The organism is Lacicoccus alkaliphilus DSM 16010 (assembly GCF_900142805.1).
GTDB lineage: Bacteria > Bacillota > Bacilli > Staphylococcales > Salinicoccaceae > Lacicoccus > Lacicoccus alkaliphilus.
The window spans coordinates 75,154-88,926 of sequence record NZ_FRCF01000005.1; the positions used below are offsets into that span (position 1 = coordinate 75,154).

Genomic DNA, 13,773 nt, shown 5'->3' on the forward strand with positions numbered 1-13,773 from the left:
GCACCACCAAATAAAAATCCCGTCCTCAAAATAAGGACGGGCCGCTGCCCACCATCAAAGCAGGCTGTATAATTTTATTTCCGGGAATTTCTCCGAGAACCATCTTGTCGCGAATTCATTTTCGAACAAAAAGACCTGATTGTCGTATCTGTCCAAAACCAGGTTGGAACGGGGGGAGTTCATGCTCTCCGTGATGTCCGCCTCGTTCTCGATCCATCTGGCGATCTTCTTGCCGATCGGTTCCATCACGACATCGGTGTTGTACTCGTTCTTCATGCGGTGTTCGAACACTTCGAACTGCAGCTGGCCGACTGCGCCGAGGATCGGCTGATTCGTGTGGATCGTCTTGTAGTATTGGATCGCGCCTTCCTGCACGAGCTGTTCGATGCCTTTATAGAAATGCTTCTGCTTCATGACGTTCTTCGCCGACACTTTCATGAAGAGTTCCGGGGTGAACTGCGGCAGGCTTTCGAATTCGACCTTGCCGCCGCCCCCGCCGTACAGCGTATCGCCGATCTGGTAATTCCCCGTGTCGTAGAGGCCGATGATGTCGCCCGCGTAGGCTTCCTCGACCGTCTCGGTGTCATCGGCCATGAACATCGTTGCCCGGGTGACTTTCTGTTTCTTCCCGGTCCGCGCGAGCACGGCATCCATGCCGCGGGTGAATTTGCCGCTCACGATCCGCATGAAGGCGAGGCGGTCACGGTGCCTCGGGTCCATATTGGCCTGGATTTTGAAAATAAAGCCCGTGAATCCGTCTTCAGTCGGGTCGACCGAGCCGCCGGCTTCAGTTTTCCTCGGCGTCGGCATCGGCGCAAAATCAACGTAGGTGTCCAGAAATTCCTCAATGCCGAACGTGGTTAATGCGGAGCCGAAGAATACCGGCGTGAGTTCCCCGCCGGCGATCTTCTCCTCATCGAACGCATCCCCCGCTTCTTCCACAAGCATGAATTCCTCCATGGCCGTCTGGAATGCCTCGTCCTCGCTGATCGGATGCGGCGTTTCAAGTTCATAGTCATCATTCAGCTGCATCATCCCCTCTTCACGGAAAGGATTGATCTGTTTATTCTTGCGGTTGATGATGCCGAAGAAGCTCTGGCCCATGCCGACCGGCCACGTCATCGGGTACGTTTCGATCTCAAGCGTCTCCTCGATCTCCTCGAGCAGCTCGAACGGCTCCTTGCCCATGCGGTCCATCTTGTTGATGAACGTGAAGATCGGGATGCCGCGCATGCGGCATACTTTGAAGAGCTTCAGCGTCTGCGGCTCGATGCCCTTCGCCGCATCGATCACCATGACGGCCGAATCGACCGCCATCAGTGTGCGGTACGTATCTTCCGAGAAATCTTCGTGTCCCGGTGTATCGAGGATGTTGATCTTATAGCCGTCGAAGTCGAACTGCATGACCGAACTCGTGACACTGATGCCGCGTTCCTGCTCGACCTTCATCCAGTCACTCGTTGCGAACTTGCCGCTCTTTTTGCCCTTCACCGTCCCGGCGGAACGGATCGCACCGCCGAACAACAGCAGTTTCTCCGTCAGTGTCGTCTTGCCGGCATCGGGGTGCGAGATGATGGCAAACGTCTTGCGTCTTTTTATTTCAGTTTCTAAAGTCATTGAAAATCTCCTTAATACATCATAAATATTCGTCCGGGCGGTACTTGCGGTAGGCGGCGTCAAGCGCGATCAGGTCATCGCGGTGCGGTACTTTCAAGTAATTTTCCATGATCTGGTACGGTTCGCGCCCTTTGCATGCGAGTACGATCGTATCCCCCGGTTCGCTGATTTCAACAGCGTACTGGATGCCTGTCTCACGGTCGGTGAAGGAATGGTAATTATCCGAGCGTGCGCCCGCCTCAAGCAGTTCGACGAGCATGGCGGGATCGTCATTGGCCGGGTTGTCCGGGGTGTAGATGGCGATGTCGGCACGCGAAGCGATCTCGCCCATCGCATGCGCCTTCGTCGTGTCGCGCTCGCCGGTCATGCCGACCAGGAATATCAGGCGGCCCTGTGCAAAGGGCTTCACCGTGTCCATGATCTTCTCGAGCGCATCCGGCGTATGTGCAAAATCGATGATCAGGTTGACCGGCAGCGTCCTGTCGAGCACTTCAAGACGCCCTTCGACCGGATCCATGATCCTGACCGCTTCGATGATTTCTTCGAGTCCGTAACCCTGCACCCATTCGCTGATGACGGCTGCCATCAGGTTCTGGATGTTGAACTCGCCGATGAACGGTGAATCGACACGGAATGCCCCTTCAGGCGTGTTCAGCGTGAAGTTGAAGCCCTCCAGGCTGCCGTCGATGTCCGTCGGGTGAAAATCGCTGGTGCCGTCCATGCCGTAGGTGATGACCTCATGCGGCGTCATGCGCTGATATTGCGCGCTCCAGGGATCATCGTTGTTCAGGATGACGAATTTGCGTTCCTTCACATCCTGCCCGAGCTGTGAAAATAAAAGCCCCTTCGTATAGCCGTAATCGTCCATCGTCGGATGGAAATCCAGGTGATCCTGGGAGAGGTTCGTGAATATCGCGATATCGAAATTGATGCCGGCGACGCGTCCGAGTTTCAGCCCGTGGGAGGAGACTTCCATGGCAAACACTTCCGCACCGGCTTCAGCCGCTTCATCCATCCTGTGATGGAGTCGGACCGACTCGGGTGTCGTATTCGTGCTGACATACCGGTCTTCATTGACCATGAAGCCGTTCGTGCCGAGGTATGCGCTGTTCTTTCCCATCGCCCGGCTCAAGGAGTGGATCATCGTCGCCACCGTCGTCTTGCCGTTCGTCCCGGTGATGCCGACCATCGTCATCGCCTCGTGCGGGAAATCATAAATATATTCCGCGAACAGGGCGCCGACTTTGGCCGGGTCTTTCACGACCAGTATGCCGGCGTCCTCATCCGTATCATAGTATCTGTCGCTGATGATGAACCTGCATCCGGCGCTGATGACGTCGGGGATGAAATCCTGACCGTCGGCCTGATGGCCCTTTATTGCCACAAAGATGCTGTTGTGGTCAACTTCACGGGAGTCTGTGGAGATGTGTTCGACCGCGTCAGGGAAGTTGCCGTATGCTTTTTTTATCTTCAATAAAGAGAGCAGCGTTTTCGTATTCAAGTACCGTTCCCACCTTTCAACCTTTATATTATACAATATATTCCTGCCCGTATAAAGAAAAGTCTGCACAATTTTGGTCAGGGTATGATAAAATCATTTTTCAAATGGATAGGATAGATGGTGGGTGTTTTGATGAGGGGACACAGGAATTTATTTTGGAAGTATGCAATCATATTATTTTTAACGGAACTCGTGCGGGGCATGTATGTGCTGAGCTATCTGCCTGCCCTGCCGTCGATCGAAGCGATTTCACTGACGCTCGCATCTGTCGCAATCACGGCACATTTCGTATTTGATGCAGCCACCAATGCGTGGCTCGGCTTCGTCATGCGCAAAATCGGCGCGAAATGGACGATGGCCGGGGCTTATGTCTTGATGGTCACGGCGATGGGCATGGTTTTATTCTCACAGGAATTCCTGATTCTGCTCATCGCCTCCGCCCTGCTCGGCATCGCGGTGTGCCCGATATGGATTTTTGCGCTCGCGAACGTGAATGATGCAACGCGCGGCAAGGATATGGGCTTCATCTTCTTCAGCTGGCTTGCAGGGCTCGGCACCGGCATGGTGATCATGAACTTCGTCATCGGCTTCATCGGGGACGATGCCGTCTACATCATGATCGGCACGGTCGTGCTGAATATACTCGGCTACATCTTCATCCCCGGTAAATTCAGTGTCCGTCAGAATAATGGCGGGGGTTCCGGGAAGAAGCGGCTGCCGCTGAAGGAATTGCTCGTGATCTTAAGGCGGCATATGAGGAACATACCGGGCATCATGCTGCAGGCGCTCGGCGTCGGCATGCTGCTGCCCGTGCTGCCGACCTACATCACGGGACTGCTCGAACTCAGCTATTTCGAATATACCATCTTCATCCTGGTGATATTCTCACTGGTCGGGTTCAGCATGACGATACTCTCCCGCGGGCTCGACAGTTACTCTTCAAAGTTCACGATGGCGACCATCTGCACCGGCTTTTTCATATACGCTGCCGGGATCATTTGGTTTTCGACCCTTGAGACGGTGTGGATCATATTTCTGATCGCATGCTTCATCGGCCTCAGCTACGGCATCATGCTGCCCGCGTGGAATAAATACCTCGCCGGCACGGTCCTTAAGGTGAAGAAGGAGGAATCCTGGGGGCTCATCAGCAGCCTCCAGGGCATGGGCGCGATGATCGGCCCGGTCGTCGGCGGCCTCACGGCCGACATCTTCGGCAGTGTGAAAGCCACCCTCGTCGCAAGCGGGCTGATCTTTCTGGTCCTCACGATCTACTATATCGTGATGTTCGTGCGAGAGCGTACGAAAGCGCGCTCGGCATGATGAATAAAGCCCACCCGCCGGATTTTATTCCGTGGGTGAGCTTTTTTGTAATGGATGGTGCAGGCGAGGCGGATCTGGCGCTCATTGGTGATTCTGAGTGAGCGACAGCGACCCTCTGGCGCTCATTGGCGGTTCTGAGTGAGCGACAGCTCGCCTCTGGCGCTCATTGGCGGTTCTGAGTGAGCGACAGCTCGCCTCTGGCGCTCATTGACGGTTCTGAGTGAGCGACAGCCCGCCTCTGGCGCTCATTGACGGTTCTGAGTGGGCGACAGCGGCCCTCCATCATTTCAATTCTCCCCGCTTCAGCTTCTCCAGCGTACTTTCCATGTATTCGATGACCTCGTCGCGGGTATCGTCCGAGCGCAGTGCGTACTCGATCGTGGTCTTCACGAAGCCGCGCATATGGCCGACATCGTAACGGTCGCCGGCAAAGTCACAGGCATAGACATCCCGGCCTTTATGGATCAGTCCGGCGATCGCATCGGTCAGCTGGATTTCACCGCCTGCACCGATGACGCCTTTCCCGAGTTCATCGAAAATATCCGGTGTGAGCACATAGCGCCCCATGATCGCGAGCCTTGAGTCGGTCTCCGTTGCCTCCGGCTTTTCATATACATCCGTCAGATGATACAGATCCTCCCTGCAGCCGTCATACTCGACGATGCCGTACCTCGACACATCTTCGTCCGGCACGGTCTTCACACCGATGATGCTTGAACCCGTCCGCTCGAATTCCCCGATCAGCTGGCCGATAGCCGGCGTCCCCGAACCGTGGTCCACGATGTCATCGCCGAGCAGCACCGCAAACGGTTCGTTGCCGATGAACTGGCGTGCGGTGTTGACCGCATGCCCGAGCCCTTTCGGCGCCTTCTGCCTGACATAGAATATATTTGCAAGGCCGGTCGCATGTTCGACTTTTTCAAGCAACTCATATTTCCCTTTTTCCTTCAGTGCCAGTTCCAGCTCGACCTGATGGTCGAAATGGTCCTCGATCGCCCGCTTGTGGCGTCCGGTCACGATGATGATGTCCTCAATCCCGGCCTCGACCGCTTCTTCCACGATATACTGGATGGTCGGCTTATCCAGGATCGGGATCATTTCCTTCGGCATCGCCTTCGTCGCCGGAAGGAACCTCGTCCCGAGCCCGGCCGCCGGTATGACTGCTTTTCTCACTTTCTGACTCACAATACACGCCTCCTGCAATTCATGACTTTATTTGAATGATATCAATAATATACCTTTAACCGTCCGCTTTCAAACGGTCGCGCTTCTCCTTGCGTTTCACGAGGATGATGCTGAACTCATACAGCAGGATCATCGGCGTCAGCGTCAGCAGATGGGAGAATATGTCCGGCGGCGCGATGAGCGCCGTGACCACGATCAGGCCGAAATATGCAAACTTCCGCACACTCTTCATCAATGCCGAATCCAGCAGTTCCAGGTAGTTCAGAAATAAAACCACCAGCGGCAGCTGGAAGACGAGGCCGAGCGGGATCGTCGTCACCAGAAGGAACGACATGTATTCATCCGCCGTGATCAGCACATCAAAGTTCTGCTCCCCCATGCTGATCAGCGCGAAGTAACTGACCGGATGCACGACGAAGTAGCCGAACAGCAGGCCGAGCAGAAACAGCAGTATCATCATCGGCAGCATCGAGTGCATGATCTTCACATCTTTTGGGATCAGCCGCGGTTCGACGAACTGCCATAAGTAAAAGAGCATGAACGGTACGGAGAGGCCGATGCTGATCGCCCCTGAGGTGCGGAAATAAAACCGGATCACTTCGAACGGCCCCATGACGACGATGTCCGCACCCTTCCCGATGAAGCCGAACCACCAGCTCACGGTCATGAAGATGATGATGAAGATGACCGCGATGGTGATGGCGGATTTCAGCAGTACGGCCCGGAGTGCCTCGAGGTGGCCCGAAAATGTATCGACGGCATCGACGATGGCCTCTTCATCCGGCTGACGGGGCCCTTTATTCTGTATATCATTTCCCTGTACCAAACAATCACCTGCTTTATAAATCGAAATTTTCAATCTATTCATTTTGTATTCTGTTTTTGTTTAGTTTATAATGAGTACTAAATACATTGTATATCGAGGTGCATGGAAATGTCATTCTTTAAAATGCTGACTTGGGATAACGGACATATGGACTTGCGCTACACTGAAGATGAATACGACGGAGATGTGAAAATCACGAATGTCTACCGCGACAACAGAGCTCTGGATTACTATGCAGTCAATGAGAAGTATGCCCGGCAGGTCAAATCGGCGCAAGGTGCCATCAGGACTTACCGGATTGCGATGCTGATCCTTTTCATAGGACTCGTCTTCCTGCCGGCCGTCGTCATCGGCGTGGTCCAGAACAATATCCTCCTGGTCGGGGTGATCACCATCTATGCGGTCGTCGCCTATTTCCTCGTCGAGGCCTACAACCAGACCATCATCAACAGCTTGCTTTACGAGATGGACAAAGACCTGAGCGGCGGCCAGGGTACACCGAATCAGATCAAACAGCAGAAAGCCTCATGAATAAGCGTCCGGCAGCCCCTGAGCTGCACGGGCGTTTTTTTCTGCCGGATGCACAAATGACCGTTTCATTTATTGAATACCGCCTTCCCCCACAGCCCCGTTTTGCCGAATGATTTCCCGTCCACACGCCGCCCTGCGGCGATGAAACGCACCGCCCCCTTATGCCTGAACCTCAGCCACCAGTGGCCGCCGGAAGCGTAATACCGGTCGAAGGCGACCGTCGACCCCGCCGGGAGCACGCCGCTCCTCCCCGCATTCTTGTTGGGAAACCTGCGTATATTGATATTCCTGTCCGTGACGAACTTCCCCCTCTTCAGCCATACATCGCTCAGCACAAGATTCAGCGGATCGATCCCGCTGCATACGAAATCCCTTTCATTTTCGATGTAGCCGTATTTCTGGAACTGGATATGGAGGTGTGAATTCATCTGCACACCCTGATGATTCGTATTCGACTGGTGGCCGATCGTCTGACCCGCCTTCACTTTCTGCCCGGTTCTCACAGGGAGCTTCCTGCTCAAATGCCCGTAGATCACCTGTATGTCCAGGTCTTCATTGGCGATGACGACGGTGCCCCCGAAGTTCCCGTAGGCTTTCGTCCCGGCGGTGACGGTCCCGTCGCATACCGACGGCACAGGTGCCAGGTGATGTTTCGACAAGTCATACGCGCGGTGGTGGCCGCCGCAGTAACCGTCATGATTATAACCATTCACGGTATAGTCCCGCTTCCCCCAGATGCCGCTTTTGTACTTCGACGGATCGGACGTGATCCTGAAGCCTTTTGAAACAAGATAATCGATTGGATTCATATCATCTCTCCCCTTTCATGTCATATGACATATATCGGGCAAATTGTCACGAAAGTTATTGACCGGTACGGTCAATGGGAGTAAAATGTAATTGACCACACCGGTCAATAAAGGGGGGCAGGCATGAGAGATGCTTTCAAGAAACTGGATCCTTCCAGGCAGGCGGAGATTTTAAATGCCGCGCTCGACGAGTTTGCACAGTACGGCTACAAAGATGCCTCGACCAACCGGATCGTGAAGCACGCGGGGATGTCGAAAGGCATGCTTTATTATTACTTCGAGAACAAGGAGGATGTTTATTTCACATGTACGGAATACACGCTTGAGAGAGTACGTGATGAACTGCTGAGCTGGGATCTGCCGAAGCAGGGCTTCATCGAACGTTCGGCGGCGGTCGCGGAACTGAAGCACAAATATTACGCGGCGCATCCGGAAATCTCGATGTTCCTGTCGCATGTCTATCTGGAGGACACCGTCCCGGAAAAGTACCGGGCGCTGCAGGATGCGCTCTTCAACGAAGGCTACAAAGCGCTCTATGCCGACATCGATTACAGCTTCTTCAGGGATGACATCGATCATGACGTATTGATGCAGCTCATCAAGTGGACATTCGACGGCTATTCGAAACACATCGGGGAAGTGTCCAGGCAAGGCGGCAGCGGGGCCGGTGACTTCGAAAAACATTTCCGGGCGTTCGGCACTTATCTGGATGCGATGAAGAAGATCTATTACAAGGAGGAATATCAATGAGCATACTGACACTGGAGAACGTCTCCAAGCATTTCGGGAAGGTGCGGGCGGCGCATGAGGTGTCGATCGACATCAGGGCGGGCGAAGTCTTCGGATTCATCGGACCGAACGGTGCCGGCAAATCCACGACCATCCGGATGATCATCGGTGCGCTGAAGGAAACGTCCGGCACGATATACTTCAAGGGCGAAGATATCCGTAAGAACAGTCATTACATCGAACAGATCAGCTATGTGCCGGGTGATGTCAACCTCTGGGACAACCTGACCGGGATGGAAGTCATCAATTTCTTCATGGAGATGCGCGGATTCAAAGATCAGGGAATGCGCGACCGGCTCATCAAAAAGTTCCGTCTGGACCCTTCGAAGAAATGCAAGACCTACTCCAAGGGCAACCGGCAGAAGGTGGCGCTGATCAGTGCCCTCTTATCGGAGGCGGACCTGCTGATCTTCGACGAACCGACGACCGGCCTCGATCCGTTGATGGAGCGCGCGTTCCACGAGGAGATCCTTGCAGCACGGGATGCCGGGAAAAGCGTCTTCCTGTCCAGCCATATATTATCCGAAGTGGAAAAGCTCGCGGACAGGATCGCGATCATACGTGACGGGGAGATCATAGAGACCGGCAGGCTTGCCGACCTCAGCCACATCACGCGGATCGAATACATCATCGGTTCGGATGATGACCTCGCGTTCCTGAAGGATAAGCCCTACGTCCATGACTTCACAGTCGAAGACGGGTACACCCACCTCATGGTCGATAATGATAAGATCGCCGAATTCATGGCCGCCGTCGGCAGTCTCAGGATCACCCATCTCGTCACGGAGCCACCGAAACTGGAAGACATATTCCTGCGCTACTACGAGGATAAATCATGACATATTTCAAACTGCTGGCAAAGCAGGTCCGCATGAGGGTGATCGTGTGGCTCGCCATCCTGTGCGGCATGTCAATCGGCTTTGCCCCGGTGTTCGGCGGCCTGTACTCCACCGAGGAGGAACTCCGCTCGATAGAAATGACACTCGACAATCCGGCGATGATCGCGCTCGTCGGACCCATCCCGGACGCCGCCTACACGACCGCCATATCCTTCAGCCATCAGATGTTCCTCTTCATGGCACTCGTCCACGGGATATTCGGTATACTGATCGCCAATGCCGTGAGCAGGAAGGCGGAAGACGACGGTCTCACGGAGTACCTGGTGAGCGGCGGCGTCAAAAAAAGCACACTGTACTTCAACCAGGTGATGCTCGGTGTCCTCATCAACGCCCTTGCCGGCGTCATCAACTATGCGGGGCTTTCACTGATGAACCTCGAGTCTTTCAATAATGAGGGGAATCTGCTCTACAGTGCAGGGCTTGCGCTGTTCGGCATGCTCTTCTACATGCTCACGATCTTCGTCGGCACGCTCGTATCATCGGCCGACTTCACTTTCGGCATCTCGCTCGGCGCCCTGGTCATCATGTTCCTGTACCGGGCCGTCACCGACGTGGCTGACATGGCTTATTCCGTCATTTCGCCCTACAACTGGCTCTCCAGGATGTATCCGTATGCCGAAGACAACTTCGTATGGCTGCTGCCTTTCCTATCGATCATCGTCTTCGCAGCGGCGGGATGGTTTTTATTCGCCAATAGGGATATCGGCGGTGCCTACCTGAAGGCGCGCGGCCGTAAGAGGACGCGTAAGATCCGCACGTATCCGGGGCTTGCGCTCCGCAGCATGCGGACGATGATCATCTCCTGGCTCGCAGGCCTGTTCGTCATCGGCCTGACTTACGGGGCGATCTTCGGGGACCTCGAGACGATGATCTCCGAGAATGAAATGCTGAGTGCCGCCGTCGAAGCGGGGGCAATCGATGATCCGGTGCTGTTCTTCATCAATATGATCCTGATCATCACGACGGTGATCGCGACGATACCGGGCGTGATGATCATCGGCAGGATCCTCCGGGAGGAGGACAGCGCCCGGCTCGAAGTGGTGAACACGGGGACGCTTGAACGCAGGTTTTCCCGTTCCCTCGTGCTCCTCACCCACTGGGGCATCAGCCTCATCGTGGCGCTCCTCGGGATGGTCCTCACGACGCTCGGCATGTACCTTGCCAGCATGAATGTGGATGATATCGGCATCGGCCCCGGTGATTATATGCTGGCGAGCGTGAACTACTTCAGCGTCATCGCGGCGGCCATCGGGCTCGGCGCCCTGCTTCTCGGACTCTCGAAGGGGCTCTTCAAAGTCATCTGGCTGTACGTCGGCTATATGTTCTTCGTCGCCTACCTCGGAAACCTGGTCGAGCTCCACGATGCCTTCCATATGCTGACGCCGTTTCATTATGTGGAGAACGTACCGATCAATGATATGGACTGGCTCGCTTTTGCAGGTGTGTCGGTCGTCTCGGTGCTCCTATTCATCGCCGGCATGCTGCTGTACAGGCGGCGGGATCTCGGATGACGGCATGCGAAAACCCGGGCAGCCTTGAGGCTGTCCGGGTTTCTTCATGACGATTAGTTATGCTTCTTCAATTGCGGCTGTACATCCGTCAGCAACGTGTTTTCAAGCGTCGTGCGGTAGCGCCAGATGTTCTGGATGGTCGTCTTGATCACGGCGTAGGTCGGTATCGCGACCAGCATGCCGATGAATCCGGCGATGTTGCCTGCTGCGAGCACCACGACGATGACCGTCAGCGGATGCAGTTTCAGCGACTGCCCCATGACGTTCGGGGTGATCAGGTTGCTTTCAATCTGCTGGGCGATCAGTGTGATGAGTGCGACCCAGACGAACATGATCGGACTCTGGATCAGGGCCAGCAATCCTGCCGGTGCAAATGCGAGCCACGGTCCGATGAACGGTATGACGTTCAGGAACAGGGCGAGCATACCGAGCAGCAAGGCGTACTCGAGGCCGATGATCGTATAACCGATGTAGAGTATCACACCGAGTATGAAACTGATCAGCACCTGCCCCTGGATGAATGAACGGAGCGTACGGTCGACGTCATAAAGCCATTCAGTCAGGAACTGCTTTACAGTGCCCGAGAAAGGTGAAACCATTGCCGGTACGAATTTCTCATGATCCTTCAGCATGAAGAAATAAAAGAACGGCACCAGTATCAATGTGAGGATGACGCTCACAGTGCTCGTCAGGATGGTGATCGCGTTACTTGCGATGTTGCTGATGATTTCACCACTCTGGTCGAGTATATCCTGGGTGTAGCCTTCTATATCGATATCGAACGGCAGCTCTTCCCTCTGGGACGACAGGAATTCAAGCACGGCCTGGAAATCGCGCTGCAGCGCCGGCATGCGCTCGATCAGGTTCTGGACCTGGTCGGAGATGACCGGAACGATGACCATCACGAGTATATTGATCACAATCAGAATGATGATGAATATGGAAAGGATGCCCACCAGCCTGTTGGCCTTCCTTTTTTCCAAAAAGCTTTGAATCGGCTGTGTTATGTAATACAGCAGGCCGCCGAGCAATACAGGGATGAAGATCGTTGCGATAATTGTGAACAGCGGCTCAAATACCACCTGTACCTGAATCGCCAGCATGATGATCAACAGCGTGATGATGATCGCCACACCTGACTGAAACCAAGCCTTATTCGCCATCTGCCATTTCTCCTTAATCTACTTAGTATTTTTATAAAGTGTATCATAAAACATCACCATTCAAAAAACTTTTATCACTCCCCCGGTTTTGTTTATGATGATAAAGGGCATAATCAATGTTGTACCGGTATGTCATTCAAATCGATGTCTTGGTACAATATACATAAGGAGGGGATATCATGGATATGACTGCAGGCAAGATCCACACCACGGAAATCGAGTCCGAAGTGTGCGGGGAGAAGTTTGAAATTCAGTATTATCTGCCGAAAAACTTCAGCGATCTATATAAATACAACGTCATCATCACGTTCGATTCACAGGATTTCTTCAAGTACGGCCAGATCGAGAGGCAGTACCAGAAGCTTCGTGAAAAAGAAGAGATGGACCGCGCCATCATCGTCGGGGTGCCCTACCCGGACGTCGAGTGGCGGAACCATTATTTCAGCCCGAACGGGGAGCATCACGAAAACATGGTCACTTTCGTCGGCCGTGAACTGATCAAATGGATCGACGCCAATTTCAAAACATTGAGGATGGCCGACTCGCGGGTGCTCATGGGCGAATCTCTCGCCGGCACTTTCGCATTCAGTGTGGCGCTCCAGTATCCGACCACTTTTCCGAACGCAGTGGCATTCAGTCCGTTCGTGGATGATGATTTCATCGAACGGTTCAAAAATCAGCCGAATCTGATGCAGCTCAACCTGTATCATACGATCGGTCTCGAAGAAGACGACTTCAAGACGATCATGGGCGAGCAGGCGGACTTCCTGACGCCGAACAGGAAACTCAACGCATTCCTTGACCTTGAACCGCTTGAATATGAGTACCGCGAGCTCGAGGGCGGACATATCTGGAAGACGTGGAAACCTGAATTGGAGCGTGTGCTCAAGCACTACCTGGCTTAACATTCATATGAAATTGAGGTACAATCTGATATAATCGAAGAAACGACATTGGGAGGAATTACCATGAAATTTGGTGTAGCTTTATTTCCATCAAAAGAGCTTCAGGACAAAGTCAACAGTTACAGAAAAAGGTACGACCCACATTATGCATACATTCCACCACATATCACTCTGAAGGAGAAGTTTGAAGCGGATCCGGAAGATAAGGAAAAAATCGTCGAATACTTGAAGAAAGTCGCAAAGGACCACCAGCCGACCGAAATCGAGATCAAGAAAGTTTCAAGCTTCGCACCGACTTCACCAGTAATATACTTCAAAGTCGAACCGAACGAAACTTTAACTGCCATTCATGATGCTTTGAACCAGGGGGACTTCTATGGTGAGAACAAGCATCCGTTCGTACCGCACTTCACACTCGCACAGGGTACGACATCACAGGAATTCGAAGATACTTTCAGCCATTTGAGCATGGCTGGCATCCAGCATAAAGAGACCGTGAATAAAATCGCCCTTGCCTACCAGCTGGAAAACGGCATGTGGCAGGTTTCCGAGACATTCAGGCTCGGCGAAGGATGATTTTGCTCAGCTATGCCCGCAATCATTGAGGATTGTGGGTTTTTTATTTGTTGTGGAGCGGGGGAAGAAGCGGGCCGGCTCACTCGCGCTCACTCAGCCGGGTCAATGAGCGGTAGAGGCGAGCCCGCGCTCACTCAGCCG

13 protein-coding genes are annotated in these 13,773 nt (G+C 53.7%); 7 read left to right on the forward strand and 6 right to left on the reverse strand.

What is annotated here, in order from left to right; genetic code table 11:
- Positions 1-54: 54 nt before the first annotated feature.
- Both BUA12_RS07680 and BUA12_RS07685 read right to left on the reverse strand, forming a co-directional pair.
- The gene (locus BUA12_RS07680) at positions 55-1,617 is read right to left on the reverse strand and encodes a peptide chain release factor 3 (protein WP_072710015.1); all 1,563 of its coding nucleotides are present in this window, start codon (positions 1,615-1,617) and stop codon (positions 55-57) included.
- Positions 1,618-1,636: 19 nt separating this feature from the next.
- Positions 1,637-3,118 carry a UDP-N-acetylmuramoyl-L-alanyl-D-glutamate--2,6-diaminopimelate ligase gene (locus BUA12_RS07685; protein WP_072710017.1) on the reverse strand — a complete coding sequence of 494 codons (1,482 nt, stop codon included), beginning with the start codon at positions 3,116-3,118 and terminating at the stop codon, positions 1,637-1,639.
- Between the two features lie 132 nt (positions 3,119-3,250).
- Here BUA12_RS07685 and BUA12_RS07690 point away from each other — a divergent pair, with 132 nt between their 5' ends.
- Positions 3,251-4,438 carry an MFS transporter gene (locus BUA12_RS07690; protein WP_143146112.1) on the forward strand — a complete coding sequence of 396 codons (1,188 nt, stop codon included), beginning with the start codon at positions 3,251-3,253 and terminating at the stop codon, positions 4,436-4,438.
- A gap of 282 nt (positions 4,439-4,720) precedes the next feature.
- Here the strand turns inward: BUA12_RS07690 and galU are convergent, their stop codons facing one another.
- Together galU and tatC are read right to left on the reverse strand one after the other, a co-directional pair.
- Positions 4,721-5,623: a UTP--glucose-1-phosphate uridylyltransferase GalU gene (gene galU / locus BUA12_RS07695; protein WP_072710019.1), complete on the reverse strand. Its 903-nt coding sequence runs from the start codon at positions 5,621-5,623 to the stop codon at positions 4,721-4,723.
- A 55-nt stretch (positions 5,624-5,678) separates the two neighbouring features.
- Positions 5,679-6,449, reverse strand: coding sequence for a twin-arginine translocase subunit TatC (gene tatC / locus BUA12_RS07700; RefSeq protein ID WP_072710020.1), 771 nt, complete (start codon positions 6,447-6,449; stop codon positions 5,679-5,681).
- A gap of 108 nt (positions 6,450-6,557) precedes the next feature.
- Here tatC and BUA12_RS07705 point away from each other — a divergent pair, with 108 nt between their 5' ends.
- Complete coding sequence (locus BUA12_RS07705) at positions 6,558-6,980, forward strand: hypothetical protein (RefSeq protein WP_072710021.1); 423 nt, start codon at positions 6,558-6,560, stop codon at positions 6,978-6,980.
- Between the two features lie 65 nt (positions 6,981-7,045).
- On the opposite strand, the gene BUA12_RS07710 is transcribed toward BUA12_RS07705, so the two are convergent.
- Positions 7,046-7,789 carry a M23 family metallopeptidase gene (locus tag BUA12_RS07710; RefSeq protein ID WP_072710022.1) on the reverse strand — a complete coding sequence of 248 codons (744 nt, stop codon included), beginning with the start codon at positions 7,787-7,789 and terminating at the stop codon, positions 7,046-7,048.
- A gap of 123 nt (positions 7,790-7,912) precedes the next feature.
- On the opposite strand from BUA12_RS07710, the gene BUA12_RS07715 reads away from it, so the two are divergent.
- From BUA12_RS07715 to BUA12_RS07725, 3 genes are read left to right on the forward strand one after another with little or no spacing between them, the layout of a single operon-like run.
- A complete protein-coding gene (locus BUA12_RS07715) occupies positions 7,913-8,539 on the forward strand; it encodes a TetR/AcrR family transcriptional regulator (RefSeq protein WP_072710023.1) in 627 nt (208 codons plus the stop codon).
- Positions 8,536-9,417, forward strand: a complete 882-nt coding sequence (locus BUA12_RS07720) for an ABC transporter ATP-binding protein (protein WP_072710024.1) — start codon at positions 8,536-8,538, stop codon at positions 9,415-9,417. Before BUA12_RS07715 ends, BUA12_RS07720 begins: the two co-directional genes overlap by 4 nt.
- On the forward strand, positions 9,414-10,988 hold the full coding sequence (locus BUA12_RS07725) for an ABC transporter permease (protein WP_072710025.1): 1,575 nt from the start codon (positions 9,414-9,416) through the stop codon (positions 10,986-10,988). Before BUA12_RS07720 ends, BUA12_RS07725 begins: the two co-directional genes overlap by 4 nt.
- 53 nt (positions 10,989-11,041) lie before the next feature.
- On the opposite strand, the gene BUA12_RS07730 is transcribed toward BUA12_RS07725, so the two are convergent.
- A complete protein-coding gene (locus BUA12_RS07730) occupies positions 11,042-12,151 on the reverse strand; it encodes an AI-2E family transporter (RefSeq protein ID WP_072710026.1) in 1,110 nt (369 codons plus the stop codon).
- Between the two features lie 179 nt (positions 12,152-12,330).
- On the opposite strand from BUA12_RS07730, the gene BUA12_RS07735 reads away from it, so the two are divergent.
- On the forward strand, positions 12,331-13,056 hold the full coding sequence (locus tag BUA12_RS07735) for an alpha/beta hydrolase (protein ID WP_072710027.1): 726 nt from the start codon (positions 12,331-12,333) through the stop codon (positions 13,054-13,056).
- Positions 13,057-13,119: 63 nt separating this feature from the next.
- On the forward strand, positions 13,120-13,632 hold the full coding sequence (locus BUA12_RS07740) for a YjcG family protein (RefSeq protein ID WP_072710028.1): 513 nt from the start codon (positions 13,120-13,122) through the stop codon (positions 13,630-13,632).
- Positions 13,633-13,773: the final 141 nt, after the last annotated feature.

Coding starts and splice junctions, on each gene's coding strand:
- BUA12_RS07680 (WP_072710015.1), bottom strand. CDS start 1,617: ATGACTTTAGAAACTGAAATAAAAAGACGCAAGACGTTTGCCATCATC.
- BUA12_RS07690 (WP_143146112.1), top strand. CDS start 3,251: ATGAGGGGACACAGGAATTTATTTTGGAAGTATGCAATCATATTATTT.
- BUA12_RS07705 (WP_072710021.1), top strand. CDS start 6,558: ATGTCATTCTTTAAAATGCTGACTTGGGATAACGGACATATGGACTTG.
- BUA12_RS07710 (WP_072710022.1), bottom strand. CDS start 7,789: ATGAATCCAATCGATTATCTTGTTTCAAAAGGCTTCAGGATCACGTCC.
- BUA12_RS07715 (WP_072710023.1), top strand. CDS start 7,913: ATGAGAGATGCTTTCAAGAAACTGGATCCTTCCAGGCAGGCGGAGATT.
- BUA12_RS07720 (WP_072710024.1), top strand. CDS start 8,536: ATGAGCATACTGACACTGGAGAACGTCTCCAAGCATTTCGGGAAGGTG.
- BUA12_RS07725 (WP_072710025.1), top strand. CDS start 9,414: ATGACATATTTCAAACTGCTGGCAAAGCAGGTCCGCATGAGGGTGATC.
- BUA12_RS07730 (WP_072710026.1), bottom strand. CDS start 12,151: ATGGCGAATAAGGCTTGGTTTCAGTCAGGTGTGGCGATCATCATCACG.
- BUA12_RS07735 (WP_072710027.1), top strand. CDS start 12,331: ATGGATATGACTGCAGGCAAGATCCACACCACGGAAATCGAGTCCGAA.
- BUA12_RS07740 (WP_072710028.1), top strand. CDS start 13,120: ATGAAATTTGGTGTAGCTTTATTTCCATCAAAAGAGCTTCAGGACAAA.